This is a genomic window from Pseudomonas sp. IT-P12, from assembly GCF_949767465.1.
Classification (GTDB): domain Bacteria; phylum Pseudomonadota; class Gammaproteobacteria; order Pseudomonadales; family Pseudomonadaceae; genus Aquipseudomonas.
The window spans coordinates 435,263-453,611 of the sequence record NZ_CATKPY010000021.1 but is presented as its reverse complement, the minus strand read 5'-3'; the positions used below and the strand labels follow the sequence as shown (position 1 = coordinate 453,611).

The window sequence follows — 18,349 nt, the reverse complement described above, 5'->3', positions numbered from 1 at the left end:
TGAAGGCGAGCCACCCTGCGGGGCTTTCCGGGGCATGAAAGAAATGATCGCGCGCGACGACCCTTCGCCGCCGCGCGCAATGCCTTACGGCAGCGACAATCAACACCTTCTCGCTGGCCGAGGAATGTTCAGACAAAGGATGAGGCTATGGTTCAAGTTCGCAAACTGGTGTTAGCAATAGCGGCCGCCTCGGCGCTGTCCTCCGGTATGGCGCATGCGCTCGGGCTCGGGGAGTTGACCCTGAAGTCCTCGCTGAACCAGCCGCTGGTGGCGGAAATCGAGCTGCTCGACGTCAAGGAGCTCACCGCTGCCGAAGTGTTGCCGAGCCTGGCGTCGGCGGAAGATTTTGCCAAGGCCGGAGTCGACCGCCAGGCGTTTCTCAACGACCTGAGTTTCACGCCGGTCATCAACGCCAGTGGCAAGAGCATTCTGCGCGTGACCTCCAGCAAGCCGCTGTCCGAACCCATGGTGAAATTCCTGGTTCAGGTGATGTGGCCCAACGGTCGTCTGCTGCGCGACTACAGCGTCTTGCTCGACCCGTCCAAGTTCTCGCCGCAGACCGCCGATGCAGCTGCGCAACCCGCACCCGCTCAATCGGTTACGGCCCCGGTGACGGGTGCCAGCAAACCAACCCAATACACCACCACGCCGCGCGACACCCTGTGGGAAATCGCCGCGAAAGCGCGTAACGGCGGGTCAATCCAGCAAACCATGCTGGCCATCCAGGCGTTGAACCCGGATGCGTTCATCAATGGCAACATCAACCTGCTCAAAACCGGTCAGGTCCTGCGCATGCCGGATCAGACCCAGAGCACCAGCCTGGCGCAACCCCAGGCCGTTGCTGAAGTCGCCGCGCAGAACGCCGCCTGGCGCCAGGGTCGTCGTTATGTGGCCAAGCCCGGGACCGGACAGCAGCAACTCGATGCGACCAACCGCGGTCGCAGTGAAGCTGCCCCTGCGCAAGCCGCCAAGGACAATCTGAGCCTCGTCTCGGCCGAGTCCGGCAAGGCGCGTGGCAAAGGTCCGGCAGGCGATGCCAAGGTATTGGGCAACAAGCTGGCCGTGACCCAGGAAAGCCTGGACACGACCCGCCGCGACAATGCCGAACTGAAAAGCCGCATCAGCGATCTGCAGAGTCAGATGGACAAGTTGCAGCGCCTGATCGAACTCAAGAACAACCAGTTGGCCAAGCTGGAGGCGGAGGGTGCCGCGAGTGGTACTCCAGAGCCGGCACCGGCTGCGGCCCCGGCCGGTGCAATCGCGACGGCACCGGTGATTTCCGCCGAGCTGACGAATGCGCCGGCCGCACCGGCAACCCCAACCCCACCAGCCGCCACCGAAGCAGCGCCAGCCCCGGCTGAAGCGCCTGCCGAGTCGAAGCCTGGCGCATCTGACGAGCAGGCCTTCAACGACCTGCTGACCAATCCGGTGCTGTTGGGCCTGATTGGTGGGGGCGCGGTGGTGCTGGCGCTGTTGCTGCTGTTGCTGGCCCGTCGCCGCAAAGCTCAGCAGGAGGCCGAGAAACATTTGCGCATGGCGCGTGCCTTGGCCGAAGAGCAGTCGTTGTCGTTCGACCAGGATCTGCCGGAAAGCAGTTTCGAGGGGCTGGAAGTGCCGGCGGCAAGCGTGAAACTCGCCACTGCTCCGGCTCCCGCGCCGACTCCAGCACCCGCTCCCGCGCCGGTGATTGCGCCAGTGGTGGTCACGCCGCCGATTGCCGCGCCGTTGGTGGCGCCAGCGGCCGAACGCGATGATGACGTGCTGAGCAAGGCGCAGTCGCACATCGCCGCTGGCCGCCTGAACCAGGCCGCCGCGTTGCTGGAAGACGGGATCAAGCAGGAACCCCAACGCAGTGATTTGCGCCTGAAACTGATGGAAGTCTACGGTCAGCAGGGCGACCGCGATGCATTCGTCGGTCAGGAGCGTCAGCTGGTGGCCAACGGCGAGAACTTCGCCCGTGTCGAAGAGCTGAAAAGCCGCTTCCCGGCCATGGCTGTGGTCGCTGCCGGCGGCCTCGCGGCGGCTGCGGTCGCCGCCGAACTGGATGCGCAGTACGTCAAGGACCTGTTGCTGGACGAGCCGGAGGCGCCAGCGCCGGCGCTGGACGACGCCGACTTCGACAGCGCGTTCGACCTGAGCCTGGATGATCTGGAAACACCGGTTGTGGCCGCGCCGCCAGTCGCGCCTGAAGCCGAGCCGGGCGTCCTGGGTGAGCTCGAAGAATTTCCGGCGGACGATGACCTGAGCTTTGAGTCGGTGTTGCAGCAGCAGACCGAAATCAAGGAAAGCCTCGATGACCTGTCGGACTTCGATCTGGACATGGACCTCGGCGCCGAGCCTTCACCGGCCACGCTGGCCGAAGACGATTTCCTGTTGAGCCTGGACGACGACGTCAAGGATCTGCCGGCCGCTGAGGTGCCGGTCACCGCGCAAATGCCGGATGATCTGGAGCTGCCGTCTGATTTCGACCTGTCGCTGGCCGATGAGATGGACGCTCCGGACGCCTTCTCGGCCGAGCTGGATGACGTCAATGCCGAGCTGGATCGCCTGTCCCAGAGCATCAGCGAGCCCACCTTCAGCGAAGAGGACGCCCTGGCGTCCGCAGCGGACGAGCCGGAGTTCGATTTCCTCTCCGGCACCGACGAAGTCGCCACCAAGCTCGATCTGGCCCAGGCTTACATCGACATGGGGGACGCCGACGGCGCCCGGGACATTCTCAACGAAGTGGTGACCGAAGGCAGCGACGGCCAGAAGAGCGAAGCCAAGGAGATGCTTTCGCGTCTGGCTTGAGTCATCGGTCAAGGCACAAACAAGTACGGCAGCCCCTGAGGCTGCCGTTTTTGTTTTTGTCGGTTGGTGGTGATAATTGAATGGCTATCGCGAGCAGGCTCGCTCCCACAAAGTGCCGGAGGTGCAAGATCCAATGTGGGAGCGAGCCTGCTCGCGATGAGGGCCTGATCGAAGTCAGCTGCGCACCAAACGTCGCTGGCATCCCGGTGCGACGGCCTTATAATGCCCGCCTTTGCGAACATCAGCAGGCTTCACCTCTTGGCAAATATAGATAACCCGGCCGCCGAAATGGCAGCCGAGGGCTTTTTTCGCGTCGCCCTGGGCGTTGAGTACAAGGGCTCGCGCTTTCGTGGCTGGCAGCGTCAGGCTTCCGGTGTGCTCACCGTTCAGGAAACCCTGGAAACGGCCTTGTCCAAAGTCGCCGATTCGCCGGTGTCGCTGCTCTGTGCCGGGCGTACCGATGCGGGCGTGCATGCGTGCGGCCAGGTGGTGCATTTCGACACGCAGGTCGAGCGGTCGATGAAAGCGTGGGTCATGGGCGCCAACATCAACTTGCCCCATGACGTCAGTGTCACCTGGGCCAAGGTCATGCCGGCGCATTTCCATGCCCGGTTCAAGGCCATCGCCCGGCGCTATCGCTATGTGATCTACAACGATCAGATCCGCCCGGCACACCTGAACCAGGAAATCACCTGGAATCATCGTCCGCTCGATGTCGAACGCATGGCCGAGGCAGCGCAGTACCTGGTTGGCACCCACGATTTCAGCGCCTTCCGCGCCGGGCAGTGCCAGGCCAAATCGCCGATCAAGCAGATGCATCATCTGCGGGTTACCCAGCATGGCAAGATGATTGTGCTGGACATTCGTGCCAACGCTTTCCTGCATCACATGGTGCGCAATATCGCGGGCGTACTGATGACCATCGGTGCTGGCGAGCGTCCGGTGGAGTGGATGAAAGAGGTGCTGGAGAGCCGCATTCGCCGCTCCGGCGGGGTGACGGCGCATCCATTTGGCCTGTACCTGGTGCAGGTCGAGTACCGCGAGGAGTTCGAGTTGCCCGAGCGTTACATCGGCCCGCACTTCCTGACCGGTTTCTCCGAACTTGACGGCTGACGCCCTCGAATGCATTTGCTACCATCCGGGACTTCCCCGGATTTACCCTGAGGTTTTATCGACATGTCGCCCGTTCGCAGCAAGATTTGCGGGATTACCCGCATAGAGGATGCGTTGGCGGCAGTGCAGGCCGGGGCGGATGCAATCGGATTCGTGTTCTACCCCAAGAGTCCGCGCGCCGTGACGTTCCAACAGGCTCGCGACATCATCAGGGCGCTGCCGCCGTTCGTGACCACCGTTGGCTTGTTCGTCAACACCAGTCGTTGCGAGATGGGTGAACTGCTCGACGCCGTGCCGCTGGACCTGCTGCAGTTTCATGGCGATGAAGTGGTTGCCGACTGTGATGGCTGGCATCGACCGTACATCAAGGCGGTGCGGGTCAAGGCTGGCGATGACATCGCGGCGGCCTGCCGGGCCTTTCCAAGCGCCAGTGGCATTCTGCTCGACACCTACGTCGAAGGCGTTCCGGGCGGAACCGGCGAAGCCTTCGACTGGTCTCTGATACCTCAAGGTCTGAGCAAGCCGATCATCCTGGCGGGTGGATTGACGCCGGACAACGTTGCCGCAGCGATTGCACAGGTTCGGCCTTATGCCGTGGACGTCAGCGGTGGGGTGGAAGCGAGCAGGGGCATCAAGGATCACGCAAAGATTCAGGCATTCATTGAAGCGGTACGCAGCAGCACGTAGTCGATGTGACGGCTGGCAGACTGCCGCCGTCCCAAAATGCACTGCGCTGCACAAAGCAGGCACGGCTGAGGATCGATGGGTTGTACGCAGGTCACGCTTCACTGACCCGGCCATCCAGCGATCATCGCCACACACATGAATTTGGCTCAAGGGCATACGCGGGGCTGCGAACCAGAGCGTTCGGGCCGCCGGTACTGGAGAAAGAAAGCATGAGCAACTGGTTAGTAGACAAACTGATCCCTTCGATCATGCGTTCCGAGGTCAAGAAGAGCTCGGTGCCTGAAGGTCTGTGGCACAAATGCCCGTCTTGCGAGGCTGTGCTGTATCGTCCGGAGCTGGAAAAGACCCTGGATGTTTGCCCCAAGTGCAACCACCACATGCGCATTGGCGCTCGCGCCCGTATCGACATTTTCCTCGACGCCGAAGGCCGTAGCGAGCTGGGTGCGGACCTGGAACCGGTCGATCGCCTGAAGTTCCGTGATGGCAAGAAGTACAAGGATCGCCTGACTGCTGCACAAAAGCAGACCGGCGAGAAAGACGCCCTGGTCTCCATGAGTGGCACCCTGCTGGGCATGCCGGTGGTGGTTTCGGCGTTCGAGTTCTCCTTCATGGGTGGTTCGATGGGCGCCATCGTCGGCGAGCGTTTTGTCCGTGCGGCCAACTACGCCCTGGAAAACAAATGCCCGATGATCTGCTTCTCGGCCTCCGGCGGTGCGCGGATGCAGGAAGCCCTGATTTCCCTGATGCAAATGGCCAAGACTTCCGCAGTGCTGGCGCGTCTGCGTGAAGAGGGCATTCCGTTCATCTCCGTGCTGACCGACCCGGTCTACGGTGGTGTTTCCGCCAGCCTGGCGATGCTCGGCGACGTGATCGTCGGCGAGCCGAAAGCCCTGATCGGCTTCGCCGGTCCCCGCGTCATCGAGCAGACCGTGCGCGAAAAACTGCCGGAAGGCTTCCAGCGCAGCGAGTTCCTGCTGGAACACGGCGCCATCGACATGATCATTCCTCGTCAGGAGCTGCGTCCACGCCTGGGTAACCTGCTGGCGCAACTGACCGGCAAGCCGACGCCGAAATTCGTCGCCACACCCGTCGAGCCGATCGTCGTTCCGCCGGTGCCTGCAAACCTATGACCCAACGTACCCTTGGCGAGTGGCTCGCCTACCTCGAGCAATTGCATCCTTCGGCCATCGACATGGGCCTTGAGCGCTCGCAACAGGTAGCGTCCCGCATGGGACTGGGCAAGCCGGCGCCTCGGGTGATCACGGTCACCGGCACCAACGGCAAGGGGTCCACCTGCGCATTCGTGGCTTCGTTGCTGCGGGCGCAGGGCCTGAACGTCGGTGTCTACAATTCTCCGCACCTGCTGCGCTACAACGAGCGGGTGCAGGTCAACGGTGTCGAAGCCACCGATGCCCAGCTGTGCGAAGCCTTTGCCGCTGTGGAAGCCGGGCGTGGCGACACTTCTCTGACGTATTTCGAAATGGGCACCCTGGCGGCCTTCTGGCTGTTCCAGCATTCCGGGCTGGATGCCGTCGTGCTGGAAGTCGGGCTGGGCGGGCGTCTGGATACGGTCAATGTGGTGGACGCCGACATGGCGCTGGTGACCAGCATTGGCGTTGATCACGCCGATTATCTGGGCGACACCCGTGAATCCGTGGCCTATGAAAAAGCCGGAATCTTCCGCCAAGGCGCGCCTGCGCTCTGTGGCGACCTGAATCCGCCTCAACCGCTGCTGGACAAGGCACGTGAGCTGGCTTGCCCCTTTTTCCTGCGTGGGCGCGATTTTGACCTGGGCGTGACCGACCACAGCTGGCAATGGCGCGGTCTGGATGCCCAGGGGCGCTCCGTCGAACTGCATGACCTGCCGTTGCTTGATCTGCCGATGGAAAACGCCGCGTTGGCACTGCAGGCCTATCTGCTGCTCGGCTTGCCTTGGGTCAGGGAGCAGATTGCCGATGCCCTGCAAGCCACGCGCGTGGTCGGGCGTCTGGATCGCCGCCAGTTCGATTGGCAAGGCAAGCGCCTGAATCTGTTGCTCGATGTGGGGCATAACCCTCACGCGGCCGAGTATCTGGCCCGGCGCCTGGCGAGCCGACCACCGGCCGGCAAGCGTCTGGCGGTATTCGGATTGCTGGCGGACAAGGATCTGGATGGTGTTGTGGGCGAGTTGAGTGCTAGTGTCCAGCACTGGGCTGTGGCCCCGCTGGATTCGCCGCGCGCACGGCCAGTGGCCGACCTGTACGGAGCGCTGCACGGACTCGGTGCTTCGGTGACGTCCTATGACAGCGTGGCGGCCGCCCTGGAAGGCCAGTGTGCGCAGGCAACGAGCGACGACGAGATTGTGTTGTTCGGATCATTTTATTGTGTCGCCGAGGCCCTGGATTGGCTGGCTCGGCGCTCCACGGAGGAAGCGGCAAATGGCATTGCTGGATAAAGCGTACAAACAGCGCATGGTTGGCGCCTTGGTGCTGGTGGCGCTGGCAGTGATTTTCCTGCCGATGCTGTTTTCCCGCCAGGATGAGCAGCGTCAGGTCACGGTCGAAGCGCCCGCCGCGCCGCAGGCGCCTTCGGTGCCGGCAGTGCAGGTTGAGCCGGTCGTGGTGCCGGAACCGCAAGCCCTGCCGCAAGAGCCCGTGCCAAGCGATGACGAGATCGCCCAGCAGGAGGAGCCTTCGACGCCGATCGCACCGACTGCGCCGGTCGCCCCGGCACCGGCGGCCAAGCCTGCGACGCCAGCCCCCGTGCCGGCACCGGTTACCCGGCCGACGACGGCGCCGAGCCAGCCGATTGCAGCCGCACCGACCAAGCCGGACACGACGCAAAGCCGCGTCGATGCCAATGGCCTGTCGGTCAGTTGGTCGGTGCAACTGGCCAGCCTGTCGAGCCGTGCCAGTGCGGAAAACCTGCAGAAGACCCTGCGCAGCCAGGGTTATAACGCCTATATCCGCACGGCCGACGGCAAGAATCGCGTGTTCGTCGGGCCGCTGATCGAGCGTGCGGAAGCCGATCGCCTGCGTGACTTGTTGAACCGCCAACAGAACCTCAAGGGTTTTGTCGTGCGTTTCCAGCCTGAACGTGGGTAAAAACTATCACCCCGATTTGAAATGCACTGACAATCGCAGCTTACCGACACGCATGGGCTCTGCTAAAATGCGCCGCCTTATCCGTCTGTAGGCTGCACTGTGCCATTTACCTGGGTTGACTGGGCGATCGTTGCAATCATCGCCATCTCCGCATTGATCAGTTTGAGCCGCGGCTTCGTCAAGGAAGCATTATCGCTGGTGACCTGGATCATCGCAGGAGTCGTCGCCTGGATGTTCGGTGGTGCATTGTCCGAATACCTCGCCGGATACATCGAAACGCCATCGGCCCGCGTGATCGCGGGTTGCGCAATTATGTTTGTCGCCACGTTAATCGTAGGCGCAATGATCAATTATCTTATCGGCGAATTGGTTCGCGTCACCGGGTTGTCCGGGACCGACCGGTTTCTCGGCATGGCCTTCGGCGCCGCGCGTGGCGTGTTGCTGGTGGTCGTGGCGGTCGGGCTGTTGAGCCTGGGGCCGGTACAGCAGGACGGGTGGTGGCAGCAGTCCCAGCTCGTGCCAAAATTTCTATTGGTTGCAGACTGGTCCAAAAACCTGATCCTCGGGTGGAGCAGTCAGTGGCTTGCCAGCGGTATCAGCGTACCCGCTGAAATACCGTTCAAGGAGCACCTCTTGCCGACGGCCAAAACGCCTCAGTGAGTGGTGTTCAATCCAGTTCCATAAAGTAGGGGTTGCTTCGCATGTGTGGCATCGTCGGTATCGTCGGTAAGTCGAACGTCAATCAGGCGCTGTATGACGCGCTAACCGTGCTCCAGCACCGCGGCCAGGACGCTGCCGGTATCGTGACCAGCCATGACGGCCGGTTATTCCTGCGCAAGGACAACGGCCTGGTGCGTGACGTGTTCCATCAGCGTCACATGCAGCGTCTGGTGGGCCACATGGGCATCGGCCATGTGCGTTACCCGACCGCCGGCAGCTCGACGTCGGCCGAGGCTCAGCCGTTCTACGTCAACTCGCCTTACGGCATCACCCTGGCGCACAACGGTAACCTGACCAACGTTGAACAGTTGGCCAAGGAGATCTACGAGTCCGATCTGCGCCACGTCAACACCAACTCCGACTCGGAAGTGCTGCTCAACGTGTTCGCACACGAACTGGCCCAGCGCGGCAAGTTGCAGCCTACCGAAGAAGATGTGTTCGCCGCCGTGACTGACGTGCACAACCGCTGCGTCGGTGGTTATGCCGTCGTGGCGATGGTGACCGGCTACGGCATCGTCGGTTTCCGCGACCCGCACGGCATTCGCCCGATCGTTTTCGGCCAGCGTCACACCGACGAAGGCGTCGAATACATGATCGCCTCCGAAAGCGTTTCCCTGGACGTGCTCGGTTTCACCCTGATTCGCGACCTGGCGCCAGGCGAAGCGGTCTACATCACTGAAGACGGCAAGCTGCACACCCGCCAGTGCGCGACCAATCCGTCCCTGACGCCGTGCATTTTCGAGCACGTCTACCTGGCGCGTCCGGATTCGATCATCGACGGCGTATCGGTCTACAAGGCCCGCCTGCGCATGGGTGAGAAACTTGCGGAGAAAATCCTGCGCGAGCGCCCGGAGCACGACATCGACGTGGTCATCCCGATTCCCGACACCAGCCGCACCGCGGCGCTGGAGCTGGCGAACCACCTGGGCGTCAAGTTCCGCGAAGGCTTCGTGAAGAACCGCTACATCGGCCGTACATTCATCATGCCTGGCCAGGCTGCACGGAAAAAATCCGTACGCCAGAAACTCAACGCCATCGAGCTGGAGTTCCGCGGCAAGAACGTGATGCTGGTGGACGACTCCATCGTCCGTGGCACCACCTGTAAGCAGATCATCCAGATGGCCCGCGAAGCCGGCGCGAAAAACGTCTACTTCTGCTCTGCTGCCCCGGCCGTGCGCTTCCCGAACGTCTACGGCATCGACATGCCGAGCGCCCATGAGTTGATCGCCCACAACCGTTCGACCCAGGACGTGGCTGACCTGATCGGTGCTGACTGGCTGATCTATCAGGACTTGCCTGACTTGATCGAAGCGGTCGGGGGCGGCAAGATCAAGATCGACAAGTTCGATTGCGCGGTGTTCGACGGCCAGTACGTCACTGGCGATGTCGACGAGAACTACCTGAACAAGATCGAGCAGGCGCGCAACGATGCCTCCAAGGTCAAGACGCAGGCGGTCAGCGCGATCATCGACCTGTACAACAACTGAGTTTGCACCGGCCCTGAGGGGCCGGTTTTGTATCTACCAGAGAAAGGCAAGGAGTGACAGCATGAGTCAGGATTGGGATGCCGGTCGGTTGGACAGCGACCTCGAAGGCGTAGCGTTCGATACCCTGGCGGTACGTGCCGGTCAGCACCGCACGCCGGAAGGCGAGCACGGCGATCCGATGTTCTTCACTTCCAGCTATGTATTCCGTACTGCCGCCGACGCGGCCGCGCGCTTCGCCGGGGAAGTGCCGGGCAACGTCTATTCGCGCTACACCAACCCGACCGTGCGTGCATTCGAAGAGCGCATTGCTGCGCTGGAAAGCGCCGAGCAGGCCGTGGCGACCGCCACCGGCATGGCCGCGATCATGGCGGTGGTGATGAGCCTGTGCAGCGCTGGTGACCACGTATTGGTCTCGCGCAGTGTGTTCGGGTCGACCATCAGCCTGTTCGAGAAGTACTTCAAGCGTTTCGGTATTGAAGTCGATTACGTGCCCCTGGCGGATTTGTCCGGCTGGGAGGCGGCAATCAAGGCCAACACCAAATTGCTGTTCGTCGAGTCGCCATCCAATCCGCTCGCGGAGCTGGTGGACATCGCCGAGCTGGCGAAGATCGCGCACGCCAAGGGCACGATGCTGGTGGTCGACAACTGCTTCTGCACACCGGCCCTGCAACAGCCGCTGAAGCTGGGCGCAGACATCGTCGTGCACTCGGCGACCAAGTTCATCGATGGCCAGGGTCGTTGCATGGGTGGCGTTGTGGCCGGTCGCAGCGAGCAGATGAAGGAAGTGGTGGGGTTCCTGCGGACCGCCGGCCCTTCGTTGAGCCCGTTCAATGCCTGGATTTTCCTCAAGGGCCTCGAAACACTGGGCCTGCGCATGAAGGCACACTGTGCCAATGCCCAGCAGCTGGCCGAGTGGCTGGAGCAGCAGGACGGCATCGAAAAAGTGCACTACGCCGGTCTGAAAAGCCATCCGCAGCACGAATTGGCCCAGCGCCAGCAGAAAGGCTTCGGCGCGGTGGTGAGTTTCGAAGTCAAGGGTGGAAAGGAGGGCGCGTGGCGCTTCATCGATGCTACCCGGTTGATTTCGATCACCGCCAACCTCGGTGACAGCAAGACCACCATCACCCACCCGAGCACCACCTCCCACGGCCGTTTGGCGCCGCAGGAGCGTGAAGCCGCAGGCATTCGCGACAGCCTGATCCGCATTGCGGTCGGTCTGGAAGACGTGGCGGATCTGCAGGCCGATCTGGCCCGTGGGCTGGCTGCCCTGTGATTGAGCTGTCCTCATTGACCACGGCTTCCAGAGGTCGCGTGGCACTGGTAACCGGTGCCGCGCGGGGCATTGGTCTGGGGATCGCGGCCTGGCTGATCAGCGAAGGCTGGCAGGTCGTGCTGACGGACCTGGACCGCGATCGCGGTGCGAAAGTGGCGAAGGTGCTGGGCGATAACGCCTGGTTCATTGCCATGGATGTCGCGAACGAGGCGCAGGTGGCCTTGGGCGTTGCCGAAGTGCTGGGGCAGTTCGGACGGCTGGATGCGCTGGTGTGCAACGCCGCGGTGGCCGATCCGCACAATATCACCCTCGAAAGCCTCGATCTGGCCTACTGGAATCGGGTGCTGGCGGTGAACCTGAGCGGACCGATGTTGCTGGCCAAGCACTGTGCGCCCTACCTGCGTGCCCATAGTGGCGCGATCGTCAACCTGGCCTCGACCCGGGCGCGACAGTCGGAACCCGATACCGAGGCGTACGCGGCGAGCAAGGGCGGCTTGCTGGCCCTGACCCATGCACTGGCAATCAGCCTGGGGCCGGAAATCCGCGTCAATGCTGTCAGCCCCGGCTGGATCGATACCCGCGACGCCGCGGTGCGACGTGCCGAACCGCTGACCGAGGTCGACCATGCCCAGCATCCGGCGGGCAGGGTAGGGACGGTCGAGGACGTGGCGTCGATGGTGGCCTGGCTGCTGTCGAAGAACGCCGGGTTCGTCACGGGCCAGGAATTCGTGGTCGATGGCGGGATGAGCAAGAAGATGGTCTACAGCGAGTGATCGGGGCTGGCGCGGTGGTTGTCCGGGCCACTGCTTTCGCGAACAGCCTCGCTCCCGCGCTTGAAAGCAATGTGATCGCTGCGGGGGGCGGGCCGGCCCGCTAAGGCCTTCTGCCTGCAAATGACATGATTTTGTCTTTTTAAGAAAAACTTCAATCCTGCTATTGACTTAGGTTCGCCACCTGCGTAAATTTCGCGGCCTCGGAGATGCAAACGGGTGATTAGCTCAGCTGGGAGAGCGTCTGCCTTACAAGCAGAATGTCGGCGGTTCGATCCCGTCATCACCCACCACTCCCGAGAGTCTTGCGAAAGCAAGATGGAAGCTGAAAAGCCTCCACCGACGCGCAGCGGTAGTTCAGTCGGTTAGAATACCGGCCTGTCACGCCGGGGGTCGCGGGTTCGAGTCCCGTCCGCTGCGCCATATTTTACGAATCGAATTCATTCGGTTCGCGATTGAAGCCACCGAAGGCGTCAGTCAAACGGTTACATGGACGCAAGTCCACAGCGATACGCAGCGGTAGTTCAGTCGGTTAGAATACCGGCCTGTCACGCCGGGGGTCGCGGGTTCGAGTCCCGTCCGCTGCGCCATATCTGCCTCAAGGCCCACTGAACGCCTTGGTGCTACGAAGGCCGCTGAATTTCAGCGTTTACTTCGGATCGATAGCAAAGACCCTGGTCGAAAGACCGGGGTTTTTTGTGTCTGAAATTTGGCTGTTTATTCCCCTCCTTGTTTGATCCATGCGGCCTTTCTGCACATTCGCTGTATAAAAGGCTTGGTTCAACGCATCATCATTAATTAGAATCACTCTCATTTACGAAAACTCTTCGGGCCAGGGCTTCTTGAAATGAGTGATGCAGCGATGCCGCAGGAGCAAACCCTTCACGACCTGTACCGCGATCACCGTGGCTGGTTGGAAGGCTGGTTGAGAAGACGCCTGGGTAACGGCTGTGATGCCGCGGACCTGAGTCAGGATACATTCCTGCGCGTACTCTCCAGCTCCCAGCGGATCGCCGATCTGCAGGAACCCCGGGCCTACCTGCTGACTGTGGGCAAACGCCTGCTGAGCAATTTCTACCAACGTCGCAGCCTTGAGCAGGCTTACCTGGCTGCACTGGCGTCGCTGCCTGAAGAATGCGCGCCATCCCCGGAACAGCGCTGGCTGCTGCTGGAAACTCTGCAAGCGCTGGATGAGCTGCTCGATGGCCTGCCGAGGGCGGTGCGTCGGGCGTTTCTGTGGAGTCAGCTCGAAGGCTTGAACTATCAACAGATTGCCGAGCGCCTGCAGGTGTCCGAGCGTACGATCAAGCGCTACATGGCGCAGGCTTATGAACATTGCCTGTTGGTGGACCTGTGAACAGTCAGGTGGTCGATCCGCGTCAGGCCGTGCGTGCTGCTGCGCAATGGCTTGCGCTCCTGGAGTCGGGCGCCGCCGATGAGCAGGACCGGGCGAATCTGCAGCGCTGGCGCGATGCCAATATGACCCACGAGCAGGCCTGGCAGAAGGCACAAGCCCTGCGCCAGCGTTTTGCCGATCTGCCGTCGGCGCTCGCGCTGAGCAGCCTGGATCGCCCTGATCCCGGGCGTCGGGTGCTGCTCAAGCGTGCACTGGGGGCTGTGGCGTTGGTTCCGGCAGCGTGGTTGATCAGTCGGCAATTGCCGCTGGACGTCTGGCGTGCCGACCTGCACACCGCTACCGGCGAGCGCCGGAAGGTGCAGTTGGCCGAGGGCAGTTCCCTGCAGCTCAATACCGCCAGCGCCGTCGATGTCGATATGCAGGCGCGTCGGGTGAGGCTGATCGAGGGTGAGTTGTCGCTGAAGGTGCCGGGTTCGGTGGCGCTGACGATCCAGACCCGATTCGGCAGCGTCGTCGTCAGTCAGAGCGAAGTTTGCGTGCGTCAGGAAGCACGCGGCTGCCGCGTGTCGGTGTTCAACGGTTCCGTGCAGTTGCAGCCCTTGCAGGGGCCACCACTGGCGTTGCGCGCCGGTCAACAGGTCAGCCTCGGCGAGTCAGGTGCCGGTGTGATCGCGCCATTCGACACGCTTGCGCCGGGTTGGCGCGAAGGTGTGTTGATGGCGAACAACCAGCCGCTGGGTGATTTCCTGCGTGAGCTTGGCCTCTATCGACCGGGCATCCTGCGCTGGGATCCGGAGCTGGAAGCCCTGCGTGTCACCGGCAGTTTCCTGCTCGACGACACCGACCGGGTCCTTGCGCTGCTGGCGGCCAGCCTGCCGTTGGAGGTGCATGCCCGGACCCGATACTGGGTCACGCTGCAATCGCGCAAAAATAGTGTGTAAAGCCTGTCCCCTTTTTTTGGCTCGCTTGTCATTCAAGGCATGTGAATGATCAAGAGAGCAATTCCAATGCGTGCAGTTCGTTACCGTCGTCCGGTTTTTTCGGGTCCGTTGATGCACCTGGGGCTGATGCTGGGCCTGAGTGCCAGTCCTTTGTGGGTCAGCCCGTCCTGGGCTGATGATGCCGCCCGGCGCCAGTTTCAGGTGCCTGCCGGCAGTCTCGGCGATGCGCTGACCCGTTTCGCCGGCCTGGCGGGCGTCAACCTCTCGGTCGATCCGGCGCTGGTGAGCGGGCGCAGCAGCACCGGCCTGTCTGGCGAGTACGCGGTCGAGGAAGGCTTTGCCCGCCTGTTGCAAGGTTCTGGCCTGCAACTGCAACCGGTCGGCGAGCAGGCGTATATCCTGACCCCCGCGCCGGATGGCAGCAGCCTGCAACTGGCCCCGACCTCGATTCTCGGGGCCACGGGAGGGGCTGGCGGTGAGGTGTTTGCCGGCGGCCAGGTCGCGCGTCGCGGGTCGCAGGGGCTACTGGGCTCGAAAGACTTCATGGAAACGCCTTTCAGCATGACGACCTATACCAGTGAGGTGGTCAAGAACCAGCAGGCGCGCACCCTGGGCGACCTGATTTCCAGCGATCCTTCGGTTCGTGCCACCAACCCGGCGGGGGGGCGCTACGAACAGTTCACCATTCGCGGGTTCAGCCTGTTCAACAGCGATGTCGCCTACAACGGGCTCTACGGCGTGCTGCCGACGTACACCATCGATATGGAGATGGCTGATCGCGTCGACATCATCAAGGGCCCGAGCCAGTTGATCAACGGCATCTCGCCGCGGGGCAGCGTGGGGGGAGGGATCAATGTCGAACCCAAGCGCGCCACCGACAAGCCCATTACCTCGTTCACCGGCAACTATGCGTCGGACAGTCAGGTCGGTGGTGCCGTGGACGTCGGTCGGCGTTTCGGCGAAGACAACCAGTTCGGTCTGCGTTTCAACGGTGTGAAGCAGTCCGGCGACACCGAATGGGATCACCAGAATGTCGACCGCGAGATGGCTGTGCTGGGTCTGGACTTTCGTGGTGAGCGCCTGCGGCTGTCGACTGACCTGGGGCGTACCGAACGAGACACCGATGCGCCGCAGGAGCGTGTGCAGGTCGGTGCCAATGCGAAAGTGCCAAGCGCGAACGATGTGCACCGCAACTACGCGCAGCCGTGGAGCAAGGCCAGCACCAACGACACGTTTGGCACGGTGACCGGCGAGTTCGATATCAGCGATTCGGTCATGCTGTACGGCGCGGCGGGTGCGCGCAAAAGTAATCATGACTTCCTCCGGCACGCCGTTTCAGTGACCAACAACCGGGGGGATTTCAGCGTTCAGCCGCGAGACTTCACCCGCGACGAAAATGTCCGCACGGCCACCGCCGGGGTGCGCAACTGGTTCCATACCGGTTCAGTGAGTCATGAGGTGAACCTGGCGGCCAGCTACTTCTATATGGACTTTGAAAACGGCGGGGCTCGGTACGCGGCGGCCAACAGCAACCTCTACAACCCGGTGGTCACGCCAACGCCTGTGCGTCCCACCCGGCTGGACTCGAAGGTCTACACCGAAAACCGCTTCAGCGGCGTGGCGCTGTCCGACACCCTGGGCTTCTTCGATGATCGCCTGTTGCTGACCCTGGGCGCGCGCTGGCAGCGGGTGAAGGTTGACGACTGGGCCGATGATGTCAAAGGCGACACCGCATACGATGAGGAAAAGGTTTCGCCGTCGGGCGGCATCCTGTTCAAGGCGACCGACAAGCTGTCGCTGTACGCCAACTACATGGAGGGCCTGAGCCAGGGCAAGGTCGCGCCGTCGACGTCGATCAACGAAGACGAGATCTTCCCGCCCTTCATCAGTCGCCAGGTCGAGGTCGGCGCCAAGTATGATGCCGGCCCGTTTGCCGTCACCGCTGCGGTATTCCGCATCAAGCAGCCCGCCTATGAAACCAATGCCACGACGCGGGTGTTCGGGCCTAACGGCAAGCGTCAGAACGACGGTGTGGAGCTGAGTGTGTTCGGTGAGCCGCTCAAAGGGTTCCGTCTGCTTGGCGGTGTGATGTACATCGACAGCGAGTTGACCCACACCACCAACGGCACCTTCGATGGCAACCGCGCGCCGGCCACGCCGAAATTCAACGTCAATCTCGGCGCCGAGTGGGACGTGCCGACCGTCGAGGGCCTGACGCTGACCAGCCGGGGCATCTATTCCAGCTCGCAGTACCTGGATCAGTCCAACGTCAAGGAAATCGATTCCTGGGAGCGGTTCGACGTGGGGGCGCGTTACGCGTTCAAGGTCGAGGAAAAGAACATTACCCTGCGGGCCAACATCGAGAACGTTGCGGACAAGCATTACTGGAGCTCGGCCGGCGCGTCGGATGACAGTGAGCCTGGATTGACGCTGTCGACGCCGCGGACCTATCTGCTCTCTGCAACCGTCGATTTCTGAGTGAGGGCTGTGGGGGCGAGCAGACTCGCTCCCACCAGGCGCCTCTTGTTCATCCCGTTGTGTCGTTCAAAAGCCGAGCTTGTCCCGAAGCCCGTAATACCACGCGCCCAACGCAGCAAACGGTGTGCGCAGCAACTGTCCGCCAGGGAAGGGGTAGTGGGGCAGGTCGGCAAAGGCGTCGAAACGTTCGGCCTGACCGCGTAACGCTTCGGCCAGGACCTTGCCTGCCAGATGCGTATAGGTCACGCCGTGGCCGCTGCAGCCCTGGGAGTAGTAAATGTTGTCGCCCAGTCGTCCGACTTGAGGAAGACGGGAAAGGGTCAGCAGGAAATTACCGGTCCAGGCGTAATCGATCTTCACGTCCTTGAGCTGCGGAAAAGCCTTGAGCATCTTTGGCCGGATGATCGCCTCGATGTTTGCAGGATCCCGCGCGCCATAGACCACGCCACCACCGAAAATCAGGCGCTTGTCGCCACTCAGCCGGTAGTAATCGAGCAGGTAATTGCAGTCTTCTACGCAGTAATCCTGAGGCAGCAGGTTGTTCGCCAGCTCATCGCCCAAGGGTTCGGTGGTAATCACTTGGGTGCCGCAAGGCATCGACTTGGCGGCCAGTTCCGGCACCAGATTACCGAGGTAGGCGTTGCCCGCCACGATGATGAATTTGGCCCGCACCCGACCTTGAGGCGTGTGCACCACCGGGTTGGCGCCGCGTTCGATGCGCACCGCGGGTGATTGCTCGTAGATTGTACCGCCCAATGATTCGACGGCTGCTGCTTCGCCCAGGGCCAGGTTCAAAGGGTGAATGTGGCCACCGCTCATGTCGAGCATGCCGCCCACATACTGCTCACAATTCACCACTTCACGGATGCGACGTTGATCCATCAGCTCCAGCTGGGTATGACCAAATCGTTCCCACAGGCGCTTCTGCGCTTCCAGATGGCCCATTTGCTTGGTCGTCATCGCGGCAAACACACCGCCGTCCTTCAGGTCGCACTGAATATCATATTTGGCGACCCGCTCACGAATGATCCGTCCGCCCTCGAACGCCATCTGCCCCAGCAACTGGGCTTGCCTGGGACCGACCGTACGCTCGATCACGTCGATATCGCGGCTGTAACTGTTGACGATCTGGCCACCGTTGCGGCCCGACGCGCCGAAACCGACCTTCGCCGCCTCCAGTACCGTGACCTTGAAGCCGTTCTCCAGCAAAAACAGGGCAGAGGACAGACCGGTATAACCCGCGCCGATCACACAGACATCGGTCTCTACGTCACCCTGCAGGGCCGGGCGCGGCGGAACCGCGTTGGCCGATGCGGCGTAATAGGACTCTGGGTAGGGAGTGTTCGCCATCCTGCTGCCTCTGTTTAATATATTTTACGAGTGCAGCGATCCTACCCCAGTTGAAAATCGACCGCCAGCCATCGCCAATTCCTGCTTGCGGCAACGAAATTAAATATTTTGCATATTCATAGGGTTAGCTCGAAAAAAGGTGTTGACACCCTTCCGGAATTCCGTAGAATGCCGCCTCACAGCAGGCACGTAGCTCAGTTGGTTAGAGCACCACCTTGACATGGTGGGGGTCGTTGGTTCGAGTCCAATCGCGCCTACCAAACAAAATCCGCTCTGCTGGGCGGTCTAGAGGGGTCACCG

The 18,349-nt window shown here is 62.0% G+C and carries 14 protein-coding genes and 4 tRNA genes; 17 read left to right on the top strand and 1 reads right to left on the bottom strand.

What is annotated here, in order from left to right; all coding sequences use genetic code 11:
* Positions 1-147: 147 nt before the first annotated feature.
* The 16 genes from ACM6IM_RS11105 to ACM6IM_RS11030 all read left to right on the top strand — a co-directional run bounded on the left by ACM6IM_RS11105 (position 148) and on the right by ACM6IM_RS11030 (position 16,699).
* Positions 148-2,790 (top strand): FimV/HubP family polar landmark protein, encoded by a 2,643-nt coding sequence (locus ACM6IM_RS11105; protein ID WP_414865143.1) that lies wholly within the window; start codon positions 148-150, stop codon positions 2,788-2,790.
* Positions 2,791-3,078: 288 nt separating this feature from the next.
* Positions 3,079-3,903: a tRNA pseudouridine(38-40) synthase TruA gene (gene truA / locus ACM6IM_RS11100; RefSeq protein ID WP_414865491.1), complete on the top strand. Its 825-nt coding sequence runs from the start codon at positions 3,079-3,081 to the stop codon at positions 3,901-3,903.
* Positions 3,904-3,966: 63 nt separating this feature from the next.
* Positions 3,967-4,590 carry a phosphoribosylanthranilate isomerase gene (locus ACM6IM_RS11095; RefSeq protein ID WP_201189268.1) on the top strand — a complete coding sequence of 208 codons (624 nt, stop codon included), beginning with the start codon at positions 3,967-3,969 and terminating at the stop codon, positions 4,588-4,590.
* A 209-nt stretch (positions 4,591-4,799) separates the two neighbouring features.
* Positions 4,800-5,720, top strand: coding sequence for an acetyl-CoA carboxylase, carboxyltransferase subunit beta (accD, locus tag ACM6IM_RS11090; RefSeq protein WP_201189266.1), 921 nt, complete (start codon positions 4,800-4,802; stop codon positions 5,718-5,720).
* Positions 5,717-7,024, top strand: coding sequence for a bifunctional tetrahydrofolate synthase/dihydrofolate synthase (folC, locus tag ACM6IM_RS11085; protein WP_414865142.1), 1,308 nt, complete (start codon positions 5,717-5,719; stop codon positions 7,022-7,024). Before accD ends, folC begins: the two co-directional genes overlap by 4 nt.
* A complete protein-coding gene (locus tag ACM6IM_RS11080; RefSeq protein ID WP_201189260.1) occupies positions 7,008-7,673 on the top strand; it encodes an SPOR domain-containing protein in 666 nt (221 codons plus the stop codon). Before folC ends, ACM6IM_RS11080 begins: the two co-directional genes overlap by 17 nt.
* A 99-nt stretch (positions 7,674-7,772) precedes the next feature.
* A complete protein-coding gene (locus tag ACM6IM_RS11075; RefSeq protein ID WP_017337640.1) occupies positions 7,773-8,333 on the top strand; it encodes a CvpA family protein in 561 nt (186 codons plus the stop codon).
* Positions 8,334-8,374: 41 nt separating this feature from the next.
* A complete protein-coding gene (gene purF, locus ACM6IM_RS11070) occupies positions 8,375-9,880 on the top strand; it encodes an amidophosphoribosyltransferase (protein WP_192301747.1) in 1,506 nt (501 codons plus the stop codon).
* 61 nt (positions 9,881-9,941) lie between these two features.
* Positions 9,942-11,153 (top strand): O-succinylhomoserine sulfhydrylase, encoded by a 1,212-nt coding sequence (locus ACM6IM_RS11065; RefSeq protein ID WP_192301746.1) that lies wholly within the window; start codon positions 9,942-9,944, stop codon positions 11,151-11,153.
* Positions 11,150-11,926 carry an SDR family oxidoreductase gene (locus ACM6IM_RS11060; protein WP_192301745.1) on the top strand — a complete coding sequence of 259 codons (777 nt, stop codon included), beginning with the start codon at positions 11,150-11,152 and terminating at the stop codon, positions 11,924-11,926. The genes ACM6IM_RS11065 and ACM6IM_RS11060 overlap by 4 nt, the downstream gene beginning before the upstream one ends.
* A gap of 214 nt (positions 11,927-12,140) precedes the next feature.
* Positions 12,141-12,216, top strand: a tRNA-Val gene (locus ACM6IM_RS11055).
* Between the two features lie 53 nt (positions 12,217-12,269).
* Positions 12,270-12,346: transfer RNA gene (locus ACM6IM_RS11050), tRNA-Asp, on the top strand.
* 90 nt (positions 12,347-12,436) lie between these two features.
* A tRNA-Asp gene (locus ACM6IM_RS11045) sits at positions 12,437-12,513 on the top strand.
* 257 nt (positions 12,514-12,770) lie between these two features.
* Positions 12,771-13,280 (top strand): sigma-70 family RNA polymerase sigma factor, encoded by a 510-nt coding sequence (locus ACM6IM_RS11040; protein ID WP_192301744.1) that lies wholly within the window; start codon positions 12,771-12,773, stop codon positions 13,278-13,280.
* On the top strand, positions 13,277-14,221 hold the full coding sequence (locus ACM6IM_RS11035) for a FecR domain-containing protein (RefSeq protein ID WP_201189257.1): 945 nt from the start codon (positions 13,277-13,279) through the stop codon (positions 14,219-14,221). The genes ACM6IM_RS11040 and ACM6IM_RS11035 overlap by 4 nt, the downstream gene beginning before the upstream one ends.
* A 66-nt stretch (positions 14,222-14,287) precedes the next feature.
* Positions 14,288-16,699 carry a TonB-dependent siderophore receptor gene (locus tag ACM6IM_RS11030; RefSeq protein WP_414865141.1) on the top strand — a complete coding sequence of 804 codons (2,412 nt, stop codon included), beginning with the start codon at positions 14,288-14,290 and terminating at the stop codon, positions 16,697-16,699.
* A 66-nt stretch (positions 16,700-16,765) separates the two neighbouring features.
* Here the strand turns inward: ACM6IM_RS11030 and ACM6IM_RS11025 are convergent, their stop codons facing one another.
* Entirely contained in the window at positions 16,766-18,049 is a 1,284-nt protein-coding gene (locus tag ACM6IM_RS11025) for an NAD(P)/FAD-dependent oxidoreductase (RefSeq protein ID WP_414865140.1), read from the bottom strand.
* Between the two features lie 183 nt (positions 18,050-18,232).
* On the opposite strand from ACM6IM_RS11025, the gene ACM6IM_RS11020 reads away from it, so the two are divergent.
* Positions 18,233-18,309 (top strand) — tRNA-Val (locus ACM6IM_RS11020).
* Positions 18,310-18,349 lie beyond the last annotated feature (40 nt).

Coding starts and splice junctions, on each gene's coding strand:
- ACM6IM_RS11105 (WP_414865143.1), top strand. CDS start 148: ATGGTTCAAGTTCGCAAACTGGTGTTAGCAATAGCGGCCGCCTCGGCG.
- truA (WP_414865491.1), top strand. CDS start 3,079: ATGGCAGCCGAGGGCTTTTTTCGCGTCGCCCTGGGCGTTGAGTACAAG.
- ACM6IM_RS11095 (WP_201189268.1), top strand. CDS start 3,967: ATGTCGCCCGTTCGCAGCAAGATTTGCGGGATTACCCGCATAGAGGAT.
- accD (WP_201189266.1), top strand. CDS start 4,800: ATGAGCAACTGGTTAGTAGACAAACTGATCCCTTCGATCATGCGTTCC.
- folC (WP_414865142.1), top strand. CDS start 5,717: ATGACCCAACGTACCCTTGGCGAGTGGCTCGCCTACCTCGAGCAATTG.
- ACM6IM_RS11080 (WP_201189260.1), top strand. CDS start 7,008: ATGGCATTGCTGGATAAAGCGTACAAACAGCGCATGGTTGGCGCCTTG.
- purF (WP_192301747.1), top strand. CDS start 8,375: ATGTGTGGCATCGTCGGTATCGTCGGTAAGTCGAACGTCAATCAGGCG.
- ACM6IM_RS11065 (WP_192301746.1), top strand. CDS start 9,942: ATGAGTCAGGATTGGGATGCCGGTCGGTTGGACAGCGACCTCGAAGGC.
- ACM6IM_RS11040 (WP_192301744.1), top strand. CDS start 12,771: ATGAGTGATGCAGCGATGCCGCAGGAGCAAACCCTTCACGACCTGTAC.
- ACM6IM_RS11030 (WP_414865141.1), top strand. CDS start 14,288: ATGCGTGCAGTTCGTTACCGTCGTCCGGTTTTTTCGGGTCCGTTGATG.
- ACM6IM_RS11025 (WP_414865140.1), bottom strand. CDS start 18,049: ATGGCGAACACTCCCTACCCAGAGTCCTATTACGCCGCATCGGCCAAC.